Genomic DNA, 24,759 nt, shown 5'->3' on the forward strand with positions numbered 1-24,759 from the left:
CGGATCCTTGAGCTTATGAACGCTTGAGCTTGGCTGCCTTGTCGGCGTCGTACCACCAAAGATTTGGGAATCCTGAAACCGCGTATTTCGGCAGCGGATCGGGATGGCTGAAGCGATCCCAATAGACATAGCGCTGCTTGTCGTAGTTGAAGTGTGGAACGCAATAGAAGTTCCAGAGCAGAACCCGGTCCAGCGCCTTGGCGGCGGCGATCTGATCGGCGCGGCTGTTGGCGAAGATGATGCGCTCGATGATGGCATCGACGGCCGGATTCTTGATGCCCGGAAGATTGTTCGAGCCTTGCCGGTCGGCAGCCTGCGAGCCGAAATTGTCGCGCTGTTCGTTGCCGGGCGAGATCGACTGTCCCCAGACCTGGGTGACCATCTCGAAATCGAAATCACGCACCCGGTTCTGGTACTGCACGGTGTCGACGGCGCGCAGATTGACGGTAATGCCGAGGCGCTCCAGGCTCGGCTTGTAGAACAGCGTGATCCGCTCCATGCCGGAATCGCCGCTGTTGCCGAGGATCTCGACCGTAAACGGCTGGCCCGAGGAATCGACCAGCTTGCGATCGCGGATCTCGAAGCCGGCTTCCTTCAGCAGTCGCGTCGCCTCGCGCAGATTGGCGCGCACGTTTTCCGGCGTGCCGCCGACCGGGTTCGTGTAGGGCGTGGTGAAGACTTCCGGCGGCACCTTGTCGCGCACCGTCTCCAGAAGCTCGAGCTCCTTGCCTTCCGGCAGGCCTGTCGCCATCAGATCGGGGATGCCGTCGAAATAGCTTGAATCGCGATGGTACTCGCCGGTCGAGAGCACGCGGTTCATCTCTTCGAAATCGAACGCGTAGTTGAAGGCGCGGCGCAGCCTGGGGTCCGCGAACTTCGGACGCCTCAGGTTGAACACCCAGCCCTGCATCCGGCCTTGATTGCGGACGGTGAAAAGCTCCTTGAGCAGCCGGTTCTCGCGCACCGGCGGAACGTCGTAGGCCGACGCCCATTCCTTGGCGCTGCGCTCGTTGTACCAATCGAACTGGTCGGCCTTCAACGCCTCGCGCGCGACGGTGTCGTCGCGGAAATACTCGTAGCGCAGCTCGTCGAAATTGTTCTGCCCGATCGCGATCGGAATGTCCTTGCCCCAGTAATCCTTGACGCGCTCGAGCACGACCGATCGTCCGGCGACGAATTCCTTGATCTTGTAGGGGCCGGACCCAAGCGGCGGCTCCAGCGTGCTCGCGGTGATGTCACGCTTCTTGCCCTGCGCGTCGGTGCCCTCCCACCAATGCTTGGGCAGGATGACGAGCTGACCGGTGATCATCGGCAGCTCGCGGTTGCCCAGGGCTGTCGAAGGTGAACTTGACGTCGCGATCGCCGATCTTCTCGGCCTTTGCGATATGCCGGTAGTAGGCGCTGAACATCGGGCTGTTCGCCTTCAGTGCCTCGAAGGAGAAGATCACGTCTTCAGGCGTGACCGGTTTGCCATCGTGCCAGCGCGACCCGGGACGGAGGCGGTAGATCACGTAGGAGAAATCGTCGGGGAAGGCTGCGCCCTCGGCGAGCTCGCCGTAGTAGGTATCGGGCTCGTCGAGCGAGGCTTCCATCAGCGAGTCGTAAATGCGGGTGACCGCCGCGGCGACCGTGCCCTTCAATCCCGCAACGACCAGGTTGAAGCTGTCATAGGTGCCGGGCTGGAATAGCCGCACCACGCCGCCCTTCGGCGCGTCCGGCTTGACGTAATCGTAACGCTTGAAGTCGGCGGGGTACTTGATTTCGCCGTAGGTGGAGAGGCCGTGGCGCCATTTCAGCCCGTTGGGGGCGTCGTCGGCGAACGCCGGCGTGATCGCCGACAGGCCGGAGTTCAGTCCGAGCGCCGGAGCGAGTGCCGCCAGTGCGCTGCCTTGAAGGAGGTGTCGTCGGGTGATCGCCAAATTCGGTCTTCCTGCTTGCGGCCCCGGTTACATGGGACCCAATATAAGGCAACGGTTCGACAAATTACGTTGCTTTTTCCTCATGATATTGGCCCGGGAACAATACCGGTGCGGCGAAACGTCCCGATAGCAACCCCGCGACAACGGATTCCCCATGCGAAAACGGCCAGGCATTGCCTGGCCGTTTCATCCGCGTGCTTGCGCGAAGCAATTCGTTACTTCGAAGCGGTCGGGAGCGGAGCCGGGTGCTCCGAGTTCGAATTCAGATAGGCGATGATGTCGGCGCGCTCGCTGTCCTTCGGCACGCCGGCGAAGCCCATCGCGGTGCCGGGGACGAAGCCCTTCGGGTTGGTCAGGAACTTGTTCAGGTCGTCGAAGGACCAGTCGCCGCCCTTGCCCCTCATCGCGGCCGAGAAATTGAACCCACGGCCCTCGCCCTTCTTTTCGCCGACGATACCGAACAGGTTCGGACCGACGCGGTTGGGGCCGCCCTTCTCGAAGGTATGGCAGGCCTGGCACTTCTTGGCCGCCGCCGCGCCCTTCTCGGCGGAAGCGGTCTGCAGCAGCTTCTCGATCGGCTCGGAGGCAGCCGCGGCGGCCTCGCCGCCACCGCCATGGGACTCTTCCTTCACCGCGATCTCAAAACCCGGCTTCTCCGGCAGCTTCGCGGAAAACACCGATCCGGCGGCAAAGCTCATCACCAGGACGACGATGCAGGTGCCGAGAACCGCACCGAGGATTTTGTTGAGTTCGAAGGAGTCCATTTCGGTCAGGCTCCGGGCCTTGAATGTCGACTTCAGGCCGGGAATACGGCCGCGGGGAAAGACCTGGGAATCGGCCTTATCGCACCGCCCCAAGCAGGGTTGAGATATCGGTTTGCCCGCGCTCTGGCAACCCGTATAAACGCGCCCGAATTCAACCTCCTCCCCGCCAATTTCCGCTGGCCGGACGGGCCCCGACACGAATGACCCAACCCCGTACCTTGGTGCTGATTCCGGCCCGCATGGCCGCCACGCGCCTCCCCGGCAAACCGCTGCTCGATATCGCGGGCGTGCCGATGATCGTCCATGTGCTGCGGCGGGCCGAGGCGGCCGGGATCGGCCGGGTCGCGGTCGCCACCGACACGCCCGAGATCGCGGCGGCGGTGCAGGCTGCGGGCGGCGAGGTCGTCATGACCCGCCCCGACCATCCCTCCGGCTCGGACCGGATCCATGAAGCGATGACGATCCTCGACCCGGACGGCGCTGCCGAGATCGTGGTCAATCTGCAGGGCGATTTCCCGACCATCACGCCCGAAACCATCCGCAGCGTGATGCCGCCGCTCGCCGATCCCGCGGTCGACATTTCGACCCTGGCCTCGCGCATCCATACCGAGGAGGAGGATCTGGCTCCCAGCGTCGTGAAGGCGGTCGGCTCCCCGATCGGCGCGAACCGACTGCGCGCACTCTATTTCACCCGTGCCACCGCGCCCTACGGCGACGGACCGCGCTACCACCATATCGGCCTCTACGCCTACCGCCGGGCTGCGCTGGAGCGGTTCGTGCGGCTGCCGCCCTCGCCGCTGGAGCAGCAGGAGAAGCTCGAGCAGCTGCGAGCGCTGGAGGCCGGGATGCGGATCGACATCACCATCGTCGACACCGTGCCCCGCGGCGTCGACACCCCGGCCGACCTCGAAACCGCCCGGCGGATACTGGCAAAAGCCTAAGCCGCTGCTAAAAGGCCACCCATGACCAAGAAGCTGAAAATCGCGTTCCAGGGCGAGCCTGGCGCCAATTCCCACATCGCGATCGCCGAGGCCTATCCCGACGCCGAGCCGATGCCCTGCCCGACCTTCGAGGACGCGCTGGCCGCGATTTCCTCCGGCGAGGCCGATCTCGGCATGATCCCGATCGAAAACTCGGTCGCCGGCCGCGTCGCCGACATCCACCATCTGTTGCCCGCCTCGGGCCTGTTCATCGTCGGCGAATGGTTCTTGCCGATCCGCCACCAGTTGATGGCGGTCAAGGGCACCAAGCTCGCCGACATCAAGAGCGTGGAGAGCCACGTCCACGCGCTTGGCCAGTGCCGGCGCATCATCCGCAAGCTCGGCATCCGATCGATCGTCGCCGGCGACACCGCCGGCAGCGCCCGCGATATCTCCGAACGCGGCGACAAGAGCGTGGCGGCGATCGCCTCGCGCCTCGCCGCCGATATCTATGGCCTCGACATTCTGGCCGAGGACATCGAGGACGAGGCCCACAACACCACCCGCTTCGTGGTGCTGGCGCGCGAGGCCAAATGGGCTGCGCAGGGCTCCGGGCCGCTGGTCACCAGTTTTGTTTTCCGGGTGCGCAATCTGCCCGCTGCGCTCTACAAGGCACTCGGCGGCTTCGCCACCAACGGCGTCAACATGACCAAGCTCGAAAGCTACATGGTCGACGGCAATTTCTTCGCCACGCAATTCTATGCCGATGTCGACGGCCACCCCGACGACCGTGGACTCGCCTTCGCGCTGGAGGAATTGAAATTCTTCTCGCGCGAATTCCGCATCGTCGGCGTCTATCCCGGCCATCCGTTCCGCGCGACCTTCAGCGAAACGCAGAGCTAGGCCACTTTCTTCTGCAGCCCGAACGCCTCCGCAAGCAGGCTGTACGACTTCTTCCGCGCCGCGTGGTCGTAGACGGCGGTGATCACCATCAGCTCATCCGCCTGGCTCGCCGCGATGAGCGGCTCCAGCTTCGTCATCACGGTTGCGGGGCTGCCGACGAAAAGTCGCGCGCGGTTGCGCGCGACCGAGGCGCGCTCGGCGTCGGTGTAGGGATAGGCCTCCGCCTCCTCGACGCTCGGCAGCGGCAGATACTGGCCGCGATCGCGGCGCAGCCGGTTGAGATCCATCGATAGCGCAAGCCGCTCGGCTTCCGCGTCGGTCTCCGCCGCGACGACGGCGACCGCCAGGATCGACTGCGGCGTCGCTCGCCAGCCCGACGGCTTGAAATGCGCACGATAATTCGTCATCGCCGCGACTGCGTCGTGAGTGGCAAAATGATGCGCGAACGCAAAGCCCATCCCGACCTGCGCGGCAAGCTCGGCGGAATAGTCGCTCGAGCCGAGCAGCCAGATCGGCGGCAGCGGCGAATCGTCCGGCATCGCCACCACATTGTTGTAGGGATGGCCGGCCGGGAAATCGCGCGTCTCCCAAAGCGTCAGCTCATGCAGCCGCTCGAGGAAATCGTCGCCCTCGCGGCGATCGAGCCGGCTGCGCAGCGCGTAGGCGGTGGCGCCATCGGTGCCGGGCGCACGGCCGAGGCCGAGATCGATGCGGCCGGGAAAAAACGCCTCCAGCATCTTGAAGCGCTCGGCGACCACGAGCGGCGCATGGTTGGGCAGCATCACGCCGCCGGAGCCGACGCGGATATGCTGCGTCACCGCCGCGATCTGCCCGATCATCAGATCGGGCGCCGGGCTCGCGACGGAGGCGAGGTTGTGGTGCTCGGCGAGCCAGTATCTGACGTAGCCGAGACCGTCGACATGGCGCGCCAGGTCGATGCTGTTGCGGAGCGCAGCGGCGGGCCTGGTGCCTGTGGTGACGACGGACAGGTCGAGGACGGAGAGCGGGATCATGGCCGACAACCTAATGTGGCGCCACGAGGCGACAAAGACGCCGGTCGCGCAGACCAGTCCCGCACCGGAAAGTCGGCGCGGGTCATCCCGACTCTTGGGACGAAATACGAAGATTCGTTGACATGCGACCCCGCCCACAGTCGATTCGGGCATCCAATTGATTCCGGAACAACAATTTTATTTATATAATTCAATTAATTAATTCCATGGTTCGCCGATTGAATGCGCAGCCCACTACTCGTCCTCGATCACTCATTTTGAGCACATCTTGGCCGTCAATGGGCAATTTCCCATATCCGATGGGCTGTTTCGGCCCACCGGTTTCGCCTATCTTAGGGGCTCTATATCCAGGCCGGACGTCTGCCCTCCAGTTACGGAGCCCTTGCGTATCATGACCGAGACCATTTCCTCCCTGCCGAACGGGCAGCGCGCGCCGAAAACGCCGAAAATCTCCTTCGAGTTCTTCCCGCCGAAGACCGAGGAGATGGAGCGCAATCTCTGGGAGACCATCAATCGCCTGGCGCCGCTGACGCCGAACTTCGTCTCGGTCACCTACGGCGCCGGCGGCTCGACCCGCGAGCGCACCCACTCCACCATCAGCCGCATCCTCCGCGAGACCGATCTGCTGCCGGCCGCGCATCTGACCTGCGTCAGTGCCTCGCGCGGCGAGATCGACGAGATCGTCGACCGCTATCATGAGGTCGGTGTCCGCCACATCGTGGCGCTGCGCGGCGATCCGCCCGGCGGCATCGGCACACCCTACTTCACCCACCCCGACGGCTACCAGAGCTCCGCCGAGCTCGTCGCCGCCATCAAGAAGCGCCACGCCGACATCGAGATCTCGGTGTCCGCCTATCCGGAGAAGCATCCGGAAGCCACCGATTTCGACGCCGACATCGACACGCTGAAGGCCAAGGTCGACGCCGGCGCGACGCGCGCGATCACCCAGGTGTTCTTCGACAACGACCTCTACCATCGCTATGTCGACCGGGTGCGCGCACGCGGCATCGAGATTCCGATCGTGCCCGGCATCATGCCGATGCACAATTTCAAGCAGGCCCGCAATTTCGTGACGCGCGCCGGCACCAGCGTGCCGGACTGGCTCGCCGAGAAATTCGAGGGCCTCGACAACGACGCCGAGACCCGCAAGCTGGTCGCCGCCACCGTTGCCGCCGGCCAGGTGCAGAAGCTGTTCAAGCACGGCGTCGACACCTTCCACTTCTACACCATGAACCGCGCGGACCTCGTGTTCGCGATCAGCCACCTGCTCGGCATCCGGCCGACCGGTGCCCAAAAAGCTGCCTGACCCAGAAAGCAATCGATGTCCGTTCCCGTTTCTCCCAAGCGTAACGCTTTGCTCGCGGCTGCCCGCGAGCGCATCCTGGTGCTCGACGGCGCCATGGGCACGATGATCCAGGGCTTGCAGTTCGACGAAGCCGCCTTCCGTGGCGAACGCTTCAAAGACTTCCACCGCGACATCAAGGGCAACAACGATCTCCTGATCCTGACCCAGGCTGAGGCGATCACGGACATCCACGCCGCCTACCTGCGTGCCGGCGCGGACATCGTCGCGACCAATACCTTCTCCTCCACCTCGATCGCGCAGGCCGACTACGACATGTCGGACCTCGCCTATGAGCTCAACCTGCAGGGCGCGCGGCTCGCGCGTGCGGCCGCGGAGCGGGTGAGCGCCGAGGACGGCAAGCAACGCTTCGTCGCCGGCGCGCTTGGCCCGACCAACCGCACCGCCTCGATCTCCCCCGACGTCTCCAATCCCGGCTATCGCGCGGTGACCTTCGACGATCTGCGCAAGGCCTATGGCGAACAGGCCAAGGGCCTGCTCGATGGCGGCGCCGATCTGCTGCTGGTCGAGACCATCTTCGACACGCTGAACGCCAAGGCGGCGCTGTATGCGATCGCCGAGCTCATCGCGGAGCGCGGCATCGACGTGCCCGTGATGATTTCCGGCACCATCACCGACAAGTCCGGCCGGCTGCTCTCCGGGCAGCTGCCGGAGGCGTTCTGGCATTCGGTCCGGCACGCCAAGCCGATCACGATCGGCTTCAATTGCGCGCTCGGCGCCGAGGATCTGCGCGCGCATATCGCCGATATCGGCCGCGTCGCCGACACGCTGGTCTGCGCCTACCCCAACGCCGGCCTGCCCAACGAGTTCGGCCAGTATGACGAGACGCCGGACTACATGGCGCGGCTGATCGGCGAGTTCGCGGCCGCCGGCCTCGTCAACATCGTCGGCGGCTGCTGCGGCACCACGCCCGACCATATCGCGGCGATCGCCAGGGCCGTCGCCCCGCACAAGCCGCGTGTGGTGCCCGAGATCGAACCGCGGCTCAAGCTCTCCGGCCTCGAGCCGTTCACGCTGACCGACGCAATTCCCTTCGTGAACGTCGGCGAACGCACCAACGTCACGGGTTCGGCGCGCTTCCGCAAGCTGATCACCGCGGGCGACTACTCCGCCGCGCTTCAGGTCGCGCGCGACCAGGTCGAGAACGGCGCCCAGGTCATCGACGTCAATATGGACGAGGGCCTGCTCGATTCCGAAGCGGCGATGGTGACGTTCCTCAACCTCGTCGCCGCCGAGCCCGACATCGCGCGGGTGCCCGTGATGGTCGACTCCTCGAAATTCCACGTCATCGAGGCGGGCCTGAAATGCATCCAGGGCAAGCCGATCGTGAACTCGATCTCGATGAAGGAAGGCGAGGAGAAGTTCCTGCACGAGGCGACGGTCGCCATGCGTCACGGCGCCGCGGTGGTGGTGATGGCGTTCGACGAGACCGGACAGGCCGACACGTTCGCGCGCAAGACCGAGATCTGCAGGCGTGCCTACGACCTTCTGGTCAACCGGCTCGACTTCCCGCCCGAGGACATCATATTCGATCCGAATATTTTTGCGATCGCGACCGGCCTCGAGGAGCACAACAATTACGGCGTCGACTTCATCGAGGCGACGCGCTGGATCCGGCAGAACCTGCCGGGTGCCCACATCTCAGGCGGCGTCTCCAACCTGTCGTTCTCGTTCCGCGGCAACGAGCCGGTGCGCGAGGCGATGCACTCGGTGTTCCTGTATCACGCCATCCACGCCGGCATGGACATGGGCATCGTCAATGCCGGGCAGATGATCGTCTATGACGACATCGACCCCGAGCTGCGCCAGACCTGCGAGGACGTGATCCTCAACCTCGATCCGGGCGCGTCGGAGCGGCTCTTGGCGCTTGCCGAGAAATTCCGCGGCAAGGAGAAGCAGACCAAGGAGCAGGATCTCGCCTGGCGCGAATGGCCGGTCGAGAAGCGGCTGTCGCACGCGCTGGTGCACGGCATCACCGAGTTCATCGAGGCTGACACCGAAGCCGCCCGCCAGAACACGTCCCGTCCGCTCGACGTCATCGAGGGGCCGCTGATGGCCGGCATGAACGTGGTCGGCGACCTCTTCGGCGACGGCAAGATGTTCCTGCCGCAGGTCGTGAAGTCGGCCCGCGTGATGAAGCAGGCGGTCGCCTATCTGATGCCGTTCATGGAGGAGGAGAAGGCGCGCAACCTCGCCAATGGCATCACCGGCGGCCGCAACGCCGCGGGCAAGATCGTGCTCGCGACCGTGAAGGGCGACGTCCATGACATCGGCAAGAACATCGTCGGCATCGTGCTCCAGTGCAACAATTTCGAGGTCATCGACCTCGGCGTCATGGTGCCCGCCAACAAGATCATCGAGACCGCGAAGGCCGAGGGCGCCGACATCATCGGCCTGTCCGGCCTGATCACGCCCTCGCTCGACGAGATGAGCTTCCTCGCCGGCGAGCTGGAACGGCAGGGCATGAACGTGCCGCTCCTGATCGGCGGCGCCACCACGAGCCGGGTGCACACCGCCGTCAAGATCGACCCGAACTATCCGAGCGGCCCGGTCGTGCATGTCAATGATGCGAGCCGCGCCGTCGGCGTCGCCTCCTCGCTGCTGTCGGCCGAGAAGAAGCAGGCCTATGCCGCCGAGGTGCGCGCCGAATACGCCAAGATCTCGACGGCGCATTTCCGCGCCCAGGCCGACAAGAAGCGGCTGAAGCTCAACGACGCCCGCGCCAACAAGGTCGCGATCGACTTTGCGGCGGCGCCGCCGAAGAAGCCGGCGTTCTTCGGGCTGAAGAGCTTCGACGCCTACGATCTCGCCGAGCTCGCCGATTACATCGACTGGACGCCGTTCTTCCAGACCTGGGAGCTGACCGGCCGCTTCCCCGCGATCCTCGACGACCCCAAGGTCGGCGAAGTCGCCCGCTCGCTCTATACCGACGCGCGCAAGATGCTCGACACGATCATCCAGGAGAAGTGGTTCACTGCGCGGGCCACCATCGGCTTCTGGCCGGCAAATGCCGTCGGCGACGACATCGACGTCTATGCCGACGAGACGCGACGCGAGAGGATCGCGACCTTCCACACGCTGCGCCAACAGCTCGAGAAGCGCGAGGGCCGCTTCAACGCCGCGCTGTCCGACTTCGTCGCGCCAAAGGAGACCGGCGTGCCCGACTATATCGGCGGCTTCGTCGTCACCGCGGGGATCGGCGAGGATGCGGTCGCCGACCGTTTCAAGAACGCCAATGATGACTACTCCTCGATCCTGTGCAAGGCGCTGGCCGATCGTCTGGCGGAAGCCTTTGCCGAGCGCATGCACCAGCGTGTGCGCAAGGAGTTCTGGGGCTATGCGCCCGACGAGGCCTCGTCGCCGGACGAATTGATCCTCGAAAAGTATGACGGCATTCGCCCCGCGCCCGGCTATCCGGCGCAGCCCGACCACACCGAGAAGCGGACGCTGTTCGCGCTGCTCGATGCCGAGAACACGTCCGGCGTGAAGCTGACCGAGAGCTACGCGATGTGGCCGGGTTCGTCGGTTTCGGGCCTGTATTTCTCGCACCCCGAAAGCTTCTATTTCGGCGTCGGCAAGATCGAACGCGACCAGGTCGAGGACTACGCTGCGCGCAAGGCCATGACGGTCGCCGAGGTCGAGCGCTGGCTGGCGCCGGTGTTGAACTACATCCCCTCGCAGGACGGCGCCAAGGGCCAGGCGATCGCGCCTGCCGCGACGCCCGCCAACGACGAGGAGTCTCGGGAACTCGCCTCGCATCCGCAGGGCTGCACCTGCGCGGTGCACCTTGCCTGGCGGAAGAAGAAGGTGGGTGCGGGGTAGCTCCAGCCGCCGCTTCACCTCGCCCCGCTCTTGCGGGGAGAGGTCGAAGCCGAAGGCTTCGGGTGAGGGGTTCCTCCGCAATGACGGTTTCCTTTGTTGTCCGGTGAGGATTTCCGAGTCGGAGTGGGCTATAGTGCGGCACGATCGTGCCATGCCCCTCACCCGGCGCTGCGCGCCGACCTCTCCCCGCAAAAGGGCGGGGCGAGGTGAACATCGGACCCTCCCCATGCAATTCTTCTCCTTCTGGCGATCGCTGGCGAGCTTTCGGGTGCGGATCGCGCTCAATCTGAAGGGCGTGCCGGCGGAGGTCGTGTTCGTCGACATCGATGCGGACGCGCATCGCACTGATGCCTATCGCAAGATCAATCCGCAGATGGCGCTGCCGGCGCTGGTGACCGACGATGGCACGGTGCTGTTCCAGTCGCTCGCGATCATCGACTATCTCGACGAGACCTACCCGAGCCCGCCGTTGCTGCCGCCCGACGCGCTCGGCCGTGCCCGGGTGCGCGGGCTTGCGCTGATCGTCGCCTGCGAGGGCCATCCGCTGCTGACGCCACGGGTGCGCCGCTATCTCGACCGCGAGCTCGATCTGCGCGACAGCCAGCAGAACGCCTGGCGGCGGCACTGGACGGTCGAGACGCTGGCGGCGCTCGAGGGCCACCTCGCCGGCCACAAGGCAACCGGCCAGTTCTGTCACGGCGATGCGCCGACCCTCGCCGATATCTGCCTGGTCGGCCATGTCACCGCGGCGATCAACCAGCAGATCAGCCTGTCGCCCTGGCCGACCGTGAAACGCATCCACGACACCGCAATGGCGCAGCCGGCGTTCGCCAAGGCGCATCCCTCCGCACAGCCGGATACGCCCGAGGCGATGCGGGCGAAGTAGTGCGCGAACGGAAGCGCCGCGAAGCATAGACAGAGGCGCAAACGTGTGCACGATCCTCTCCCACCGTCGTCCCTGCGAAAGCAGGAGACCCATAACCACAGGGCATTGTTGTTGAAGCGAGCTGCGGCTCCAGCGTTGTGCAACGATGACCATCGGTGGTTATGGGTCCCGAGTTGCGCTGCGCTTGCCCGGGACGACAGCGAATCTTTGGCCCGCTTGTGAATCACACGTTCGCGTTTTCGCGACACGAATAGTCCGAGCTTTCTCGCCCCGAGGCCACCCCTCTCCCACAAGGGGAGAGCGAGCCTGAGAAGCGTGCTCACATCACATCGCGTGGGCCCAATAATTAGACCTCACCCATCAGCGGCCCTGCCCTACCGGCCCGCATCGCTCTCCAGATGCAGACGAACGCGCTCGCCGACCGACCGTGCGATCGCCGCCGACGCTTCGTCGGGAATCGCAAAGCACGAGCTCGCGTTGATCTCGCAGAGCACATAGGTATCGGCGCCATCGGCATCGCGCGGACCGTAGGGGAAGTCCGCATCCCAGATCACCGGCAACGACGCTTCATCGATCGCCAGCGCCGCCATCAACCCCGGAATCCATTCGTCCTCCATCAGCCGCCGCAGCGTCTGGAATTGTACGGCATCAGGACCGTGCATGATACGCGGTCCGGGTTGAGCTTCCGGTGAATCCGGACCTTGCGGCGGCGGCGGGATCAAGGCCTTGATCAGTTGGTGTCCGAAGCCCGCGACCTTCGATCCGCTGACATAGCAACGGATCATGCCCTCGGGCAGTCGCGGCTGGAATGCCTGATCGATGATGCAGCCGCCCCAACCGAAATACGGCTCGCAGCGTGCCAAGAAAGCGTCCAGCGGCAGCTCCCCGGGCCGGCTGCCGCGCAGTGCGTGGAGCACGCAGACGGTGGCGTCCGCATTCGGTAAGCCTTCCACCTTCAAGGCTTCCACCTTCCAGACGCCCTGCCCGCCATTGCCACGGTTCTGCTTGAGCACGCGCGGCCCGGTCGCGCGAAGGCGCGACGGTGCGGCGCGGAAGGCGTCCGCGGTGGCGTATCGATGCGTGTCGGCGCCCAGCCCAGATGACGCGTCCGATAGCGCACGTCCTTGACGCCCATCTTGAGGATGATTTCGGGATGTGCGCTGACCCACGGACGCTTCATCGCGACCTCGCGCAGCAGCGGATCGAGCGCCGCGCGGGTCTTGCCCTGATGGATCGGATCGACCCAGACGAGAACGCCGTCCGCGGTCAGCAATTGGTCGCGGACGAGATCGGCGAAGCTCTCGTCATAGACGACGGGAAAAGCATCGATGCCGGAAGCGGCAAGCGCTTCGAAGAGGCGAACGAACGGCTGTTTTGTGGGGTCGCCTCCCGGCGCGACGCGGCATCGCCACGCCACAGGATGGCGATTTTGGAACGACGGGATGTGTGCTGTTCGGTGTCCATATCAAAGCTCCACGACGGTGAGTGTCGCGCAGAGCTTGGACCGAAGTCTCACGGGGAGTCTGCCTTGTCCCCTTGGCAGGAACTCCAGACCACCTCGCGCAGGTTTCAAGATGGAAGTGGGATCAGGCCGTGATCCCGTGCAACCCCAGCCAGCCCGTGTAGAGGCCGACCAAAACGATCAGCGCGGCCGACACGTAGGGCGCGCGTTGGGCGAAGCGGCTGAAGCCGCCCCAATGACGCTCGACATGACGCAAACTGAGCGCCGCCGCGACGCCGACCGAGACCATGGTGATCGCAAGCCCGATGCCGAAGCAGAGCACCAGCACGAAGCCGAGGCTGAACTGCTTGAGCTGAAGGCAGAGCAGCAACACGGTGATCGCCGCCGGACACGGAATGAGCCCGCCGGTCAGGCCGAACAGAATGATCTGCCACGTCGTGACGGTCCGTCCGGCAAAGCGCTGGCGGATGTCGGCAGCGTGCGCGCGCGCATGCGCATCGTCCGCGTCACCGAGGTCCATATGCGCATGGTCATGCTCCTCGAACAGGACTTCGGCCGTGTCCGCCCGCACCGACACGCGTGCCTTGAAGGCATGCGGCTCCGGAATTTCATCGATGCTTTCCAGATAGCCATCCCGCGCGGCGAAGCGAAACTGCTGTTCGCTGCCGTCGGGACGGATCGTCACGACGTCAACTTCGCCGGCTGCCGGAAGCGCCCCGGCCTCGCTTCGCAACCGCCACCGCGGCGGCACGCCGTCCTCGAAGACTTCGAGTGACAGCGATTGCCCGGCCAGGGTCAATTGCCGCGTTTCGTCATGATGATGGTGATCATGGTCATGATCGTGATCGTGATCGTGATCGTGGTGATGGTCGTGTTCCGAATTCTGCTCGCGCCAGGTGCGCCAGGCCATCCAGGCTGCGATCGAAATGATGATCGCCGCCGAGGCCAGTTGCAGCCAGGCTTCGCTGCGTTCGCCGGACCATTGCTGGCCGAAATGCAGCCCCGCCAGCGCGATGATCCAGACGATGGCCGTGTGCGAGAGCGTCGCCGACAGGCCGAGCAGCACCGCCTGCACCACGGTGCCGCGGATGGCGACGATGAAGGCCGCCATCATCGTCTTGGAGTGGCCGGGCTCGAGACCATGCAGCGCGCCGAGCAGGATCGCACTGGGGATGAACAGCCATGCATGCGCGCTGCTCTGCTGGAGCAGCTGGGACAGATCGGTCATGTGCTTCACTTCAAATAGGTACGAACGACGTCGATCAGATCAGCCGCGCCCTGCGCTCTCTCGGGATCCTTCTCCCGGGCAGGATCCACCACGTGATGGCGGATGTGATCCTCGAGCAGTTCCGCGGTGAGACCGTTGATGGCGCCGCGAACCGAGGCCACCAGCATCAACACGTCGGCACAGCCGATCTCGGACTCCAGCGCCCGCTCGACAGCGTCGAGCTGACCCTTGATGCGGCGAACCCGGCCGACGAGCTTGGACTTGTGCTTGATCGTGTGCGACATGACCATAATATAGGGGGGTACCCTATATTGGTCAACCCGTTTCGGGCCCGGTGGGGTGCGCGGGCGCGGCCGCGCTCACGCTGGGTTGCCTGGCCCGCGCTTTACATTGCGGCGCCGACGGCGTTGAATCCGGTCAATCCAGGAACAAGGGTCACGAAACAACTGGCAAGGGAGGCGTCGCGTGAAAGTCCACATCCTGATGTTGGCTCTCCCGATCCTGCTTTCGAGCGAACTGCCCGCCGTGTCCAAGAGCAGCATTGGGCATAATGACGGCCCCTGGAATTCCGATCACATCGACAGTTTGCCGCCCGAAGTCCGGCAATACATCGCAGGGATTTGCAGAGGACCAGCCAGCGTCCAACACGACTTCGCGACCTACTCGCCGCGTGAAAAACGCTGGCGGATAAACCTCGAATATCTCCGATGCAACGGTATCGGCGCGTTCCGTCGGGGCAACCAGTGCCTGGACGTGGACTTCGTCGAGCAAGGCTCGCGATTTCACGTCGGCGCAAAACAATTCAGGGATTGCGGCTTCTAGATCGCAGCGATCCTGACCGTCTGAGTCTTGCGTCGCGGTCGGAACATTGTTCCAAACCGCGCAGGTGAACTGTTCGTGACAGTGACCTGGACGTTTCGCTTGTGACCGCGGGCGCACTCCGGTTGACATCGATCAACACAAGGTCTTAATTCCGGGGCACGGGGATGTGCGATCTCCCCGCGAGGCGACATGCCCAAGAATCGCGTCCTGTTCACCAAGGACGCACCATGTCGTCATACACATCGATCTCATCCGAAAAACTGTCTCGTCTCATCGGTACGGCCAAGGCGCCGGCGCTTGTCGACGTTCGCCTCGATGAGGATTTCGTCGCCGATCCGCGCTTGATCCCGGGCGCTATCCGGCGCTCCCATCTCGACGTCGAGGATTGGGCTTCCGGCCTCTCCGGCCAATCCGTGGTCGTCGTCTGCCAGAAGGGGCAGAAACTGGCCGAAGGCACCGCCGCCTGGCTGCGGTGCAGCAACATTGCAGCTGAAGTTCTGGAGGGTGGGCACCTCGGCTGGAGGGAAGCGGAACTTCCGACCGTTCCCGCCGACAGGATTCCGAAACGTGACGGGCGCGGCCGCACCGTCTGGGTGACGCGATCGCGACCGAAGATCGATCGCATCGCCTGTCCGTGGCTGATCCGACGCTTTGTCGATCCCGCGGCCGTCTTTCTGTTCGTCACATCGGCGGAGGTCGAAGGCGTCGCCGAACGATTCGAGGCCACGCCGTTCGATATCGAGAATGTGTTCTGGAGCCATCGCGGCGAACTCTGCACGTTCGACGTCATGGTGAAGGAATTTGGTCTCTCGACGCCGGCGCTGGAGCGGCTCGCGACGATGGTGCGCGCCGCGGACACCGCGCGGCTCGAGCTTTCGCCGGAGGCGTCCGGACTGCTCGCCGCCTCGCTCGGCCTGTCGCGCATGTTCGACGACGACCTCGAACAGTTGAGCGCCGGCATGCTGCTCTACGACGCCTTCTATCGCTGGTGCCGCGACGCGACTCGGGAGACGCACAACTGGCCGACCAGCAAGGTGAAGCCATGACGGACGTCGCAACGACACCAAGGGCGCGCGGAGAGGAGCACGCGCACGGCATCTCATTTCACGAGGCGCTGCTCGTCTGGATGCGTGTCGCCATCCTGAGCTTCGGCGGACCGGCCGGCCAGATCGCCGTGATGCATCGCATTCTGGTCGAGGAGAAGAACTGGATATCGGAAGGACGTTTCCTGCACGCCCTCAACTACTGCATGCTGTTGCCGGGACCGGAAGCGCAGCAGCTCGCGACCTATATCGGTTGGTTGCTGCACCGGACGCTTGGGGGCATCGTGGCAGGCGGATTGTTCATCCTGCCCGGCATCTTCGCCATCATGGGCCTCAGCTACGTCTACGCAGCGTACGGCAATGTGGGGTTTGTGGAGGCCCTGTTCTTCGGCCTGAAGGCCGCGGTGCTTGCCATCGTCATCCAGGCCGTGGTGCGGGTCGGCAAACGCGCGCTGCGCAACCGGGTGATGGTCGCGCTCGCGGCCATCGCCTTTGTCGCGATCTTCTTCTTCGCCGTGCCGTTTCCACTGATCATCGGAGCCGCGGCCGTCGTCGGCCTCGTCGGCGCACGCCTGGGCCGGCCGGAATTTGCAGCCGTCGAGCATGGCGGGAAGAGCTCAGCCGCGATCGACAGCATGCTCGGCGACGCGGTGCCGGATCACGTCCGTCCCAACGCATCGCGCGCCTTGCGGGTCGGCGCGGTCTGGCTCGCGCTTTGGCTTATCCCGGTGTTCGGGCTGCTCATCGTCTTGGGGCCCGGCGACGTGTTCACCCAGATCGCGATCTTCTTCAGCAAGATGGCAATGGTGACGTTCGGCGGGGCCTACGCCGTTCTGGCCTATGTCGCGCAGCAGGCGGCGGAATATTATCACTGGGTTAGCGCACGCGAGATGCTGGACGGGCTCGGCATGGCCGAGACCACGCCCGGCCCGCTCATCATGGTGGTTCAGTTCGTGGGCTTCATGGCCGCGTTCCGTGAGGCAAGCGGGCTGTCTCCGATGCTAGCCGCCACGCTCGGCGGGTTGCTGGCGACATGGGTGACGTTCACACCGTGCTTCCTGTGGATCTTCGTCGGCGCGCCCTACATCGAAGCGCTGCGCGGCAACAAGGTGCTGGCGGGCGCGCTTTCGGCGATCACGGCCGCCGTGGTCGGCGTGATCCTCAACCTGTCGATCTGGTTTGCGCTGCATACGCTGTTTCGGCAGACCTTCCCGGTGCACGGGCTCGGCCTGTCGTTCGACGCGCCGGTGCCAGACAGCGTCGACTGGCCTGCGCTTGCGCTGTCGGCAGCCGCAGCGATTGCGATCTTCCGTTTCAATGTGGGGATGCTCAGCGTCCTCGCAGCGTCCTGCATCACGGGCGTGCTGCTGCGCCTGGCAGGTCTCATCTGAACGGAGCGGCACGCGTCACGAGAACCTGGGGCAGCACAACACAACCAGGAGAACGACCATGCAAAAAGCAACCCTCTCGCATTTGATCCTCGCGCTTGCGATCGCGGCCGGCGCGATGCCCGCCAACGCCCTGACGCAGGACGAGCTTGTCGCGAAGCTTCAGGCCGCCGGCTACGGGAACATCGGCGACGTCAAATCGACGGCCGAGGGTATGACGGCGAAGGCGATGAAGAACGGCAAGCCCGTGAGGCTCGTGATCGACAGCAGCGGTCAGGTCAAGGAGCAGGACTGAGGTCCTGGCGAAACCATCAAAATCGAACTGAACGAGGAGCAATCATGCCCAAATCAACCTTGGCACTGTGTGTCGCCCTGCTCTGGCCCGCAATGTCTCTCGCGACGCCAGGCGACGGCAGCGAGCCGCAGCAAGCCGTCGTTGCACTGGCCGCGACGGCGGCGGTCCAGCCGCCGGCGACCGAGATCCTGCGCGGCGTCGTCGACAGCATCGATGAACGCAACGACACGATCAGGATACGCCTGTCTCCGGACAGAATAGAGCCGTTCAAGGTTCAGGACGGCCTGCTCTTCAACGCCGTCCGTTTCGGCGACCCCGTCGCGTTCTCGGTGCAGGACATCTCGGGATTCCGGACCATCGTCGGGCTCACGAAGGAATAGCGCGAACTTTTGCGCGTTAGATCCAAACGTATCGGCATTTCCAACATCAGGAGGATCCATGACCATCAACACCGAGCGCCGAAACTTCATCACCGCGGTCGGCGCGGCCACCGCGTCGGCAGTCGTGCTGGGCGCCAACCAAGCCGCTGCCGAAACCAACCAGCAGACAGGAACCAGGGCCATGTCCTATCAGGCAAAACCGATGTCGTTCGACCCGAAATCGATCAGCGGCATCTCGGAAAAGATTCTCGTCAGCCACTACGAGAACAATTACGTCGGCGCGGTGAAGCGGCTGAACGCCATCGGCACCCAGCTTGCCGACCTCGACTTCGCCAAGGCGCCGAACTTTGTGATCAACGGCCTGAAGCGCGAGGAGCTGATCGCAGCGAACTCGATGATCCTGCATGAAGTCTATTTCGATGGACTCGGCGGCGCCGGCAAACCGAACGGAGCGCTCGCCGAGGCGATTGCGCGCGACTTCGGCAGCATGGAGCGCTGGCGGACGGAATTCGCGGCGATGGGCAAGGCCGAAGGTGGCGGTTCGGGGTGGGTGATCCTCGCCTACTCGCCCCGCGACAAGCGGCTGGTCAATCAATGGGCCGCGGATCATACGACGACGCTGGCCGGGGGCCGTCCGGTCCTGGTGCTCGACATGTATGAGCACGCCTATCACATGGACTTCGGTGCCGCCGCAGCCCGCTATGTCGACGTCTACATGGAGGCCATTCGCTGGGACAATGCAGCCCGGCTTTACGAGCAATACGCGAAGGAGACGTGAGGAGAGACGTGGAGCGGCGCTGCCGGTTCCATTTGGCGGGCGCGTTGCCAAACACTGCTGCGTTATCGGCATTGAGAACGCGCCTCCGCCATTCTAGATCAGAGCTTGCCCCCCCGGGCGCTGGCACCGCGCCGCTCCACAGAAGAGTTAGTCTATGCGACCCCACATCATCTGCCACATGGGCACGTCGATCGACGGCCGGCTTCATCCCAGCCGCTTCACCAAGCCGGCCGCCGGCATCCCGGCCGACGTGCTGCGCTCCCACTATGAGAGGATCCATGACGGCTTCAATGCCGATGGATGGATCATCGGCCGCGTCACCATGAACGAGATGGCCAAAGGAACCGAGCGGCAGTTCGCCAATGCGCCCAAGCTGCCGCGCGAGGCGCATCTTGGCACTCGCAACGGTCGCAAGCTCGCTGTTGGCATCGATCCGTCGGGCCGCGTGCATTTCGGCAAGGACAATGTCGGCGGCGATCACGCCGTCGCGGTGCTTGGCGAGCAAGTCTCGGATAGCCATCTCGCCGAGCTGCGCGAGGACGGCGCGTCCTACATCTTTGCAGGCCGCAAGGGCGACGATCTGGCGAGCGCGATGACGCAGCTCGCGGCGCTGTTCAGCGCCAAGACGCTGCTGCTCGAAGGCGGCGGCGGGATCAATGGCGCGTTCCTGAAGGAGGGGCTGATCGACGAGTTCAGCACATTGATCCATCCGGCCGTCGACGGCGTCGCGGGATCGCAGAGCATCGTCGACTATCACGGCCCGGACGGCGACCGCCCCGGCGCCGGCCAGTCGCTCCGGCTCACGCACTGCGAGATGCTGGAAGGCGGCATGGTCTGGCTGCGTCACGCCGTGGAGCGCGCACCGGGCTGAGCGGCCTATTGCTGGGGACCATCCGCCCAGCCGCTCCTGCATCCCGCGACGAAAAACCCGACGCCGCGCGCGACGTGCTCATCGAGCTCGGGATCGAGCGCCTTGAGGTCGACTTCGTAGAGAGCCCGCAGCAGCATCGGTACCGCGATGATGTCGAGGAACAGGCGCGCCGTGGTCGGCAGGTGCTCCGGCGCGAAGGCCGGCAGCTTGCCGAGTTCGTCGGATCGCGTCAGGTCGCGCAGCAGATGAACGCCGAGCTCGGTGGCGAGCGCGCGCGCCCTGCGGTTGACGGTGGCGGCGAGATCCGGGAAGCGACGCGCCTCCGCGATCGCAAGCCGCATCAGGCCGATCCGGTCGGCGTCGAGGCCCCAATGCAACAGGGTCGAGGCGACGCTGGTGAGGCGCTCCTCCACCGTCGCGCCGAGCGGCGCGTCCGCCTTGAACTCTGCGATTCGTGACAGGATGTCCCGCGTCACCACCTCGGTGAACAGCGCGCGCTTGTCGCGAAAGCGCGCATAGATGGTGCGCTTGCCGGAGCGCGCGGCCTCCGCAATCTCGTCGATGCTGGCGCCTTCGAACCCGCGCTCAAGGAACACCTCGCGTGCGGCATCGAGGATGCGCGCATCGACCTCGCCGGCCAATTCCTTTGGCGGCCGGCCGGCGCGCACCTCGACCGGCCCGGTCGCCGTCCTGGTCTTGGGCGCCCGCGGCATCTTCAGGGTACTGGTGGTCATCAGTCTTCCCCGGGTTCCATGGGCCGGTCCGGCCGGCAACATCAAGCAATATAGCCTTATCACATCTAGTTGTAAATAGAACGGTACAGTTCCGTTTCTATTGACGCTGCGCTGCCGCGAGACTATTTGCCGCACAGAACGGAACGGTATCGTTCCCTTTTGCGAAGGCCTTGCAGACCTCGCCTGACAGCAGGAGCAGCCATCATGTTCGAAGACACTGTTTTGGAGCGCGACCAAGGAGGGCACGAGAGCATCGAGGGTTCGCCCTCGGCGCCGGCCGCACACGAGCCCAACGTCACGTCCGAGCGGCCAGAGGTGACCGCGCGCGCTCCGGCGCAGGAGCGCCCCGCAAACAAGGAGCCCGCCGCGCCGGAAATCGTCCCGCCGGAGGTAGCCCCACGGCGGCGCGGCTTCCTGCGCCGCCGTCCGGTGGTCTCCGCGATCGGCGCCGTGCTGCTCGCCGCCACGCTCGGCGGCGGCACCCTCTACATGGACTACACCGGGCATTTCGAATCCACCGACGACGCCTTCATCGCGGCGCGGCAGTTCGCGCTCGCGCCAAAAGTCTCCGGCTACATCACTGCGGTTCCGGTCACCGACAACCAGCACATCGCCGCCGGCGACGTGATCGCGCGCATCGACGACCGCGACTATCGCGTCGCGCTGGCGCAGGCCGAGGCGCAGGTCGCGGCCGCGCAGGCCAGCATCCAGAATGTCGATGCGCAGCTCGACGTGCAGCAGGCGCAGATATCAGCCAACCAGGCCCAGGTCGACCAGGCCCAGGCGGCGCTGACCTTCGCCCAGCAGCAGGCGACGCGCTACCAGCATCTGGAACAGACCGGCTACGGCACGGTGCAGAATTCCGAGCAGTACACCTCGCAACTGCATCAGCAGCAGGCGTCTCTGTTGAGCGCGCAGGCGACGCTCAACCTGGCGCAGCGCCAGGTGGAATCGCTGAAGGCGCAGCGCAAGAGCGCGGTCGCCAACCTTGCCCTGGCCGAGGCGCAGCGCGACCAGGCAGAGCTCAATCTCTCCTATACGACGGTGACCGCCGCGCAGCCGGGCCGCGTCGTCAACCTGTCGGCGGCGGTCGGCCAATTCGCGCAGGCCGGCACCAACCTCACGATGTTCGTGCCCGACCAGACCTGGGTCACCGCGAACTTCAAGGAGATCCAGCTCGACCAGATGCGTCCGGGCGAGAAGGTGACGCTGAAGATCGACGCCTATCCCGGCCGCACGATCAAGGGCCATGTCGAGAGCGTGCAGCCGGGATCGGGCACCGCGTTCTCGCTGCTGCCGGCGCAGAACGCCACCGGCAACTACGTCAAGATCGTGCAGCGCGTGCCCGTCAAGATCGTGATGGACAACCCGCCGACCGACGTCGCGCTCGGCCCGGGCATGTCTGTCGTCCCGACGGTGCGGATCAAGCCCGCGCCGTCGCTGCTCGAGCGTCTTGAGAAGTTGAATTTTGGGAGGCAGCAATGAGCGCGGCCGCAATCGACGCCAAAGGCATCCCGGCTCCGAGCGTTGCCGTCAATCCCTGGCTGATCGCGATCGTGGTTGCGCTCGCGAGCTTCATGGAGGTGCTCGACACCACCATCGCCAACGTCGCGCTGCCCTACATCGCAGGCGGCATGGGCGTGAGCGAGGACGAGGCCTCCTGGGTGGTCACGACCTACCTGGTGTCCAACGCCATCATCCTGACCGCCTCCGGCTTTCTCGCAAGAATGCTGGGCCGCAAGACCTTCTTCCTGATCTGCCTCGGCATCTTCACGGTGAGTTCGGCGCTGTGCGGCTTCGCGCCCAATCTGAACGCACTGCTGCTGTTCCGCATCCTGCAGGGTCTCGGCGGCGGCGGCATGGTGCCGGTGGCGCAGTCGATCCTCGCTGACGCCTTCCCGCCGGCCAAGCGCGGCCAGGCGTTTGCGGTGTTCGGCATCGCCGTGGTGGTGGCGCCGGTGGTCGGGCCGACGCTCGGCGGCTGGCTGTCCGACAATCTGTCCTGGCACTGGTGCTTCCTGATCAACGCCCCGGTCGGCGTGTTCGCGATCGCGCTGATCGCAGCGGTGCTGCAAGAGCCCGCGAAGGCCAAGGGGGCGCAGAAGGCCGCACAGCCGCAGAACAACAGCTTCGACTTCATCGGCTTCGCGCTGGTTGCGACCTTCCTCGGCGCGCTCGAGGTGACGCTCGACCGCGGCCTCGAGGACGACTGGTTCGGCTCGCCCTTCATCATCACCTTTGCGGCGATCAGCGCCGTGGCGTTCGTGCTGATGATCCCGTGGGAGATGACCCGCCGCAATCCGATGATCGACCTGCGCATGGTCGCGACCCGGCAATTCGGCGCCTGCTTCCTGGTGATGCTGGCGACCGGCGCCATCCTGCTTGCGACCACCCAGTTCCTGCCGCAGCTGGTGCAGCAAGATTTCGGCTACACCGCGACCTGGGCCGGCCTCGTGCTCTCGCCCGGCGGTGTGGTCACCATGGTGATGATGTTCGTGGTCGGCCGGCTCGCCGCCAAGGTGCAGCCGAAATATTTGATCGTCGCCGGCGCGCTGGTGATCGCCGCCTCGATGTACAGCATGACCAACGTGTACGGCGATCTCGGCTTCTGGTTCATGGCGCGCTCGCGCATGCTGATCGGCGTCGGCCTGCCCTTGATCTTCGTGCCGATCATGGCGGCGTCCTATGACGGCATTCCGCCTGACAAGACCGACCAGGCCTCCGCGCTGATCAACGCGGCGCGCAACACCGGCGGCTCGATCGGCGTCTCGATCGTCTCCAACGTGCTGACGCATCGCCAGCAATTCCATCAGAGCCGGCTGGTCGAGCAGGTGACGCCGTCGAGCCCGCAATATCAGGACACGCTGCACCAGGTCACCGATTTCTTCGTCGCTCAGGGCAACTCGCTGGCGCAGGCGCACCAGCAGGCGATCCAGTGGATCGGGCAGCAGGTGCAGACCCAGGCCTCGTTCCTGTCCTACATGGATGCGTTCTGGGTCCTGATGCTGATCGCGCTCTCGGCGATCCCGCTGGCGCTGACCTTGCGCAAGGTCAAGCTCGGCGGCCCCGCCCCCGTCGGCCATTGACGAGATGCTGAGGTCAAGTGCGATACACCCGCGCCACGGATCGGCGCGGGCGTATCGATTCGGGATCGTCGCGACGCAGATCAAATGCCGCCGGTGGCGGCGACGATCGTGTCCCGCAGCCAGCGGTGCGCCGGCAGATCGTCGAAGCGGGCGGTGCCAGCTCATGACGCTCTGCAACTTCGATGCATCGAACGGCAGCTCCCGCATCTCGATCGGATAGGCGCGGCGGAATTCGAGCGCGAGCTTGCGCCCGAGGATCGCAACCATGTTCGATTGCACCAGGACCGCGCCGGCGGACAGATACGGCACATCGGAAGCAATGATGCGGCTCGCCTTGCGTGCCCGCAGCCAGGCGTCGATGAAATCCAGATCTTCGCCGCTGGAGGTGATCGCAAGGTGCGGCAGCTCGACCAGCGTCTCGCCGGTCGGCTTCTTGCGCAACGCCGGATGACCGGCCCTCAGCACCGCGACGAATCGGTCCTCGATCAACCGGCAGGAGGCGAAGCGCTCGCCGTCCAGCGCGCGCGCGGAGATCGCGAGATCGAGCTCGCCGCGGTCGAGCCTGTCGGCGAGATTGAGCGTCCCGCTCGGCACCAGCGTCAGCCGCACCTTAGGTGCCTGGGCGCGCACCGCGGCGATGATCGAGCCGGCCGCGACCACCGCGGCATAATTGTTGACGGCAATGGTGAAGCGCCGTTCCGCCTGCGCCGGATCGAAGCGATCCCCCTCGACCGCGAGTTGCAGCTCGCTGAGCGCCTTGCGGACCGGCAGCGCGAGCGCTTCCGCCCGCGGCGTCGGCAGCATGCCGGACGGCGTGCGGACGAACAGCTGGTCCTTCAGCGCATGACGCAGCCGGTTCAGCGCGTGGCTCACGGCGGGCTGGCTGATGGCAAGCGCGCCGGCCGCGCGCACCACGCTGCGCTCGCGCATGACGGCGTCGAACACCAGCAGCAGATTGAGATCCAGATTGCGCATCCGCATGCCTTCATCATGCACGATGTGAATTGCTGGATAAAGACAATTCATTTGAATTATATCTGGCCGAAGCCCAGCTTCCGGGCATGTCCGAAAGCCCGCACAGC

19 protein-coding genes and 3 pseudogenes are annotated in these 24,759 nt (G+C 65.1%); 14 read left to right on the plus strand and 8 right to left on the minus strand.

All coding sequences use genetic code 11. The features are described from left to right. Positions 1–13: 13 nt before the first annotated feature. Together ACVWW1_RS26460 and ACVWW1_RS26465 are read right to left on the minus strand one after the other, a co-directional pair. Positions 14–1,919 (minus strand): annotated as a pseudogene (locus tag ACVWW1_RS26460) (extracellular solute-binding protein). Positions 1,920–2,134: 215 nt separating this feature from the next. Further along, positions 2,135–2,683: a c-type cytochrome gene (locus ACVWW1_RS26465; RefSeq protein ID WP_456657946.1), complete on the minus strand. Its 549-nt coding sequence runs from the start codon at positions 2,681–2,683 to the stop codon at positions 2,135–2,137. A gap of 200 nt (positions 2,684–2,883) precedes the next feature. On the opposite strand from ACVWW1_RS26465, the gene ACVWW1_RS26470 reads away from it, so the two are divergent. Both ACVWW1_RS26470 and ACVWW1_RS26475 read left to right on the plus strand, forming a co-directional pair. Further along, positions 2,884–3,624 (plus strand): 3-deoxy-manno-octulosonate cytidylyltransferase, encoded by a 741-nt coding sequence (locus ACVWW1_RS26470; RefSeq protein WP_456657947.1) that lies wholly within the window; start codon positions 2,884–2,886, stop codon positions 3,622–3,624. A gap of 21 nt (positions 3,625–3,645) precedes the next feature. Continuing rightward, the gene (locus ACVWW1_RS26475; protein WP_176528862.1) at positions 3,646–4,506 is read left to right on the plus strand and encodes a prephenate dehydratase; all 861 of its coding nucleotides are present in this window, start codon (positions 3,646–3,648) and stop codon (positions 4,504–4,506) included. Here ACVWW1_RS26475 and ACVWW1_RS26480 read toward each other — a convergent pair. Beyond that, positions 4,503–5,519 (minus strand): LLM class flavin-dependent oxidoreductase, encoded by a 1,017-nt coding sequence (locus ACVWW1_RS26480; protein ID WP_456657948.1) that lies wholly within the window; start codon positions 5,517–5,519, stop codon positions 4,503–4,505. The two genes, ACVWW1_RS26475 and ACVWW1_RS26480, sit on opposite strands and share 4 nt — an antisense overlap. 391 nt (positions 5,520–5,910) lie before the next feature. On the opposite strand from ACVWW1_RS26480, the gene metF reads away from it, so the two are divergent. The 3 genes from metF to maiA all read left to right on the plus strand — a co-directional run bounded on the left by metF (position 5,911) and on the right by maiA (position 11,590). Next, positions 5,911–6,825, plus strand: coding sequence for a methylenetetrahydrofolate reductase [NAD(P)H] (gene metF, locus ACVWW1_RS26485; protein WP_456657949.1), 915 nt, complete (start codon positions 5,911–5,913; stop codon positions 6,823–6,825). A 15-nt stretch (positions 6,826–6,840) separates the two neighbouring features. Then, positions 6,841–10,704, plus strand: coding sequence for a methionine synthase (gene metH / locus ACVWW1_RS26490; RefSeq protein ID WP_456657950.1), 3,864 nt, complete (start codon positions 6,841–6,843; stop codon positions 10,702–10,704). A 226-nt stretch (positions 10,705–10,930) separates the two neighbouring features. Beyond that, positions 10,931–11,590 (plus strand): maleylacetoacetate isomerase, encoded by a 660-nt coding sequence (gene maiA, locus ACVWW1_RS26495; RefSeq protein ID WP_456657951.1) that lies wholly within the window; start codon positions 10,931–10,933, stop codon positions 11,588–11,590. A gap of 374 nt (positions 11,591–11,964) precedes the next feature. Here the strand turns inward: maiA and ACVWW1_RS26500 are convergent. From ACVWW1_RS26500 to ACVWW1_RS26510, 3 genes and pseudogenes are all read right to left on the minus strand, one after another. Then, positions 11,965–13,054 (minus strand): annotated as a pseudogene (locus tag ACVWW1_RS26500) (Cj0069 family protein). A 122-nt stretch (positions 13,055–13,176) separates the two neighbouring features. Further along, positions 13,177–14,280: a nickel/cobalt efflux transporter gene (locus tag ACVWW1_RS26505; protein ID WP_456657952.1), complete on the minus strand. Its 1,104-nt coding sequence runs from the start codon at positions 14,278–14,280 to the stop codon at positions 13,177–13,179. Between the two features lie 5 nt (positions 14,281–14,285). Continuing rightward, on the minus strand, positions 14,286–14,564 hold the full coding sequence (locus ACVWW1_RS26510) for a metal/formaldehyde-sensitive transcriptional repressor (protein WP_092126226.1): 279 nt from the start codon (positions 14,562–14,564) through the stop codon (positions 14,286–14,288). A 181-nt stretch (positions 14,565–14,745) separates the two neighbouring features. Here ACVWW1_RS26510 and ACVWW1_RS26515 point away from each other — a divergent pair, with 181 nt between their 5' ends. From ACVWW1_RS26515 to ACVWW1_RS26545, 7 genes are all read left to right on the plus strand, one after another. Further along, a complete protein-coding gene (locus tag ACVWW1_RS26515) occupies positions 14,746–15,102 on the plus strand; it encodes a hypothetical protein (protein WP_456657953.1) in 357 nt (118 codons plus the stop codon). Between the two features lie 227 nt (positions 15,103–15,329). Next, positions 15,330–16,148 carry a chromate resistance protein ChrB domain-containing protein gene (locus tag ACVWW1_RS26520; protein WP_456657954.1) on the plus strand — a complete coding sequence of 273 codons (819 nt, stop codon included), beginning with the start codon at positions 15,330–15,332 and terminating at the stop codon, positions 16,146–16,148. Next, positions 16,145–17,536 carry a chromate efflux transporter gene (gene chrA / locus ACVWW1_RS26525; protein ID WP_207834878.1) on the plus strand — a complete coding sequence of 464 codons (1,392 nt, stop codon included), beginning with the start codon at positions 16,145–16,147 and terminating at the stop codon, positions 17,534–17,536. Before ACVWW1_RS26520 ends, chrA begins: the two co-directional genes overlap by 4 nt. Positions 17,537–17,594: 58 nt before the next feature. Further along, positions 17,595–17,828: a hypothetical protein gene (locus ACVWW1_RS26530; protein ID WP_207834877.1), complete on the plus strand. Its 234-nt coding sequence runs from the start codon at positions 17,595–17,597 to the stop codon at positions 17,826–17,828. A gap of 44 nt (positions 17,829–17,872) precedes the next feature. Then, a complete protein-coding gene (locus ACVWW1_RS26535) occupies positions 17,873–18,208 on the plus strand; it encodes a hypothetical protein (protein ID WP_456657955.1) in 336 nt (111 codons plus the stop codon). 181 nt (positions 18,209–18,389) lie between these two features. Continuing rightward, positions 18,390–18,986, plus strand: coding sequence for a superoxide dismutase (locus ACVWW1_RS26540; protein WP_456660683.1), 597 nt, complete (start codon positions 18,390–18,392; stop codon positions 18,984–18,986). Positions 18,987–19,140: 154 nt separating this feature from the next. Further along, complete coding sequence (locus ACVWW1_RS26545) at positions 19,141–19,857, plus strand: dihydrofolate reductase family protein (protein WP_456657956.1); 717 nt, start codon at positions 19,141–19,143, stop codon at positions 19,855–19,857. 5 nt (positions 19,858–19,862) lie between these two features. Here ACVWW1_RS26545 and ACVWW1_RS26550 read toward each other — a convergent pair whose 3' ends face one another. After that, positions 19,863–20,591, minus strand: a complete 729-nt coding sequence (locus ACVWW1_RS26550) for a TetR/AcrR family transcriptional regulator (RefSeq protein WP_456657957.1) — start codon at positions 20,589–20,591, stop codon at positions 19,863–19,865. A gap of 204 nt (positions 20,592–20,795) precedes the next feature. Here ACVWW1_RS26550 and ACVWW1_RS26555 point away from each other — a divergent pair, with 204 nt between their 5' ends. Both ACVWW1_RS26555 and ACVWW1_RS26560 read left to right on the plus strand, forming a co-directional pair. Continuing rightward, on the plus strand, positions 20,796–22,076 hold the full coding sequence (locus tag ACVWW1_RS26555) for an HlyD family secretion protein (protein WP_456657958.1): 1,281 nt from the start codon (positions 20,796–20,798) through the stop codon (positions 22,074–22,076). Continuing rightward, positions 22,073–23,677 (plus strand): DHA2 family efflux MFS transporter permease subunit, encoded by a 1,605-nt coding sequence (locus tag ACVWW1_RS26560; protein WP_456657959.1) that lies wholly within the window; start codon positions 22,073–22,075, stop codon positions 23,675–23,677. The genes ACVWW1_RS26555 and ACVWW1_RS26560 overlap by 4 nt, the downstream gene beginning before the upstream one ends. A gap of 192 nt (positions 23,678–23,869) precedes the next feature. Here ACVWW1_RS26560 and ACVWW1_RS26565 read toward each other — a convergent pair. Further along, positions 23,870–24,703 (minus strand): annotated as a pseudogene (locus ACVWW1_RS26565) (LysR substrate-binding domain-containing protein); the annotation flags it as partial. Positions 24,704–24,759 lie beyond the last annotated feature (56 nt).

The sequence above is a fragment of the Bradyrhizobium sp. JR3.5 genome, from assembly GCF_054057015.1.

Bases quoted from the DNA above. Each gene is read 5' to 3' on its own strand.
- ACVWW1_RS26510 (WP_092126226.1), bottom strand. From the start codon at position 14,564: ATGTCGCACACGATCAAGCACAAGTCCAAGCTCGTCGGCCGGGTTCGC.
- ACVWW1_RS26545 (WP_456657956.1), top strand. From the start codon at position 19,141: ATGCGACCCCACATCATCTGCCACATGGGCACGTCGATCGACGGCCGG.
- metF (WP_456657949.1), top strand. From the start codon at position 5,911: ATGACCGAGACCATTTCCTCCCTGCCGAACGGGCAGCGCGCGCCGAAA.
- ACVWW1_RS26535 (WP_456657955.1), top strand. From the start codon at position 17,873: ATGCCCAAATCAACCTTGGCACTGTGTGTCGCCCTGCTCTGGCCCGCA.
- ACVWW1_RS26555 (WP_456657958.1), top strand. From the start codon at position 20,796: ATGTTCGAAGACACTGTTTTGGAGCGCGACCAAGGAGGGCACGAGAGC.
- ACVWW1_RS26480 (WP_456657948.1), bottom strand. From the start codon at position 5,519: ATGATCCCGCTCTCCGTCCTCGACCTGTCCGTCGTCACCACAGGCACC.
- chrA (WP_207834878.1), top strand. From the start codon at position 16,145: ATGACGGACGTCGCAACGACACCAAGGGCGCGCGGAGAGGAGCACGCG.
- ACVWW1_RS26470 (WP_456657947.1), top strand. From the start codon at position 2,884: ATGACCCAACCCCGTACCTTGGTGCTGATTCCGGCCCGCATGGCCGCC.
- maiA (WP_456657951.1), top strand. From the start codon at position 10,931: ATGCAATTCTTCTCCTTCTGGCGATCGCTGGCGAGCTTTCGGGTGCGG.
- ACVWW1_RS26550 (WP_456657957.1), bottom strand. From the start codon at position 20,591: ATGACCACCAGTACCCTGAAGATGCCGCGGGCGCCCAAGACCAGGACG.
- ACVWW1_RS26475 (WP_176528862.1), top strand. From the start codon at position 3,646: ATGACCAAGAAGCTGAAAATCGCGTTCCAGGGCGAGCCTGGCGCCAAT.
- ACVWW1_RS26540 (WP_456660683.1), top strand. From the start codon at position 18,390: ATGTCCTATCAGGCAAAACCGATGTCGTTCGACCCGAAATCGATCAGC.
- metH (WP_456657950.1), top strand. From the start codon at position 6,841: ATGTCCGTTCCCGTTTCTCCCAAGCGTAACGCTTTGCTCGCGGCTGCC.
- ACVWW1_RS26530 (WP_207834877.1), top strand. From the start codon at position 17,595: ATGCAAAAAGCAACCCTCTCGCATTTGATCCTCGCGCTTGCGATCGCG.
- ACVWW1_RS26505 (WP_456657952.1), bottom strand. From the start codon at position 14,280: ATGACCGATCTGTCCCAGCTGCTCCAGCAGAGCAGCGCGCATGCATGG.
- ACVWW1_RS26465 (WP_456657946.1), bottom strand. From the start codon at position 2,683: ATGGACTCCTTCGAACTCAACAAAATCCTCGGTGCGGTTCTCGGCACC.
- ACVWW1_RS26520 (WP_456657954.1), top strand. From the start codon at position 15,330: ATGTCGTCATACACATCGATCTCATCCGAAAAACTGTCTCGTCTCATC.
- ACVWW1_RS26560 (WP_456657959.1), top strand. From the start codon at position 22,073: ATGAGCGCGGCCGCAATCGACGCCAAAGGCATCCCGGCTCCGAGCGTT.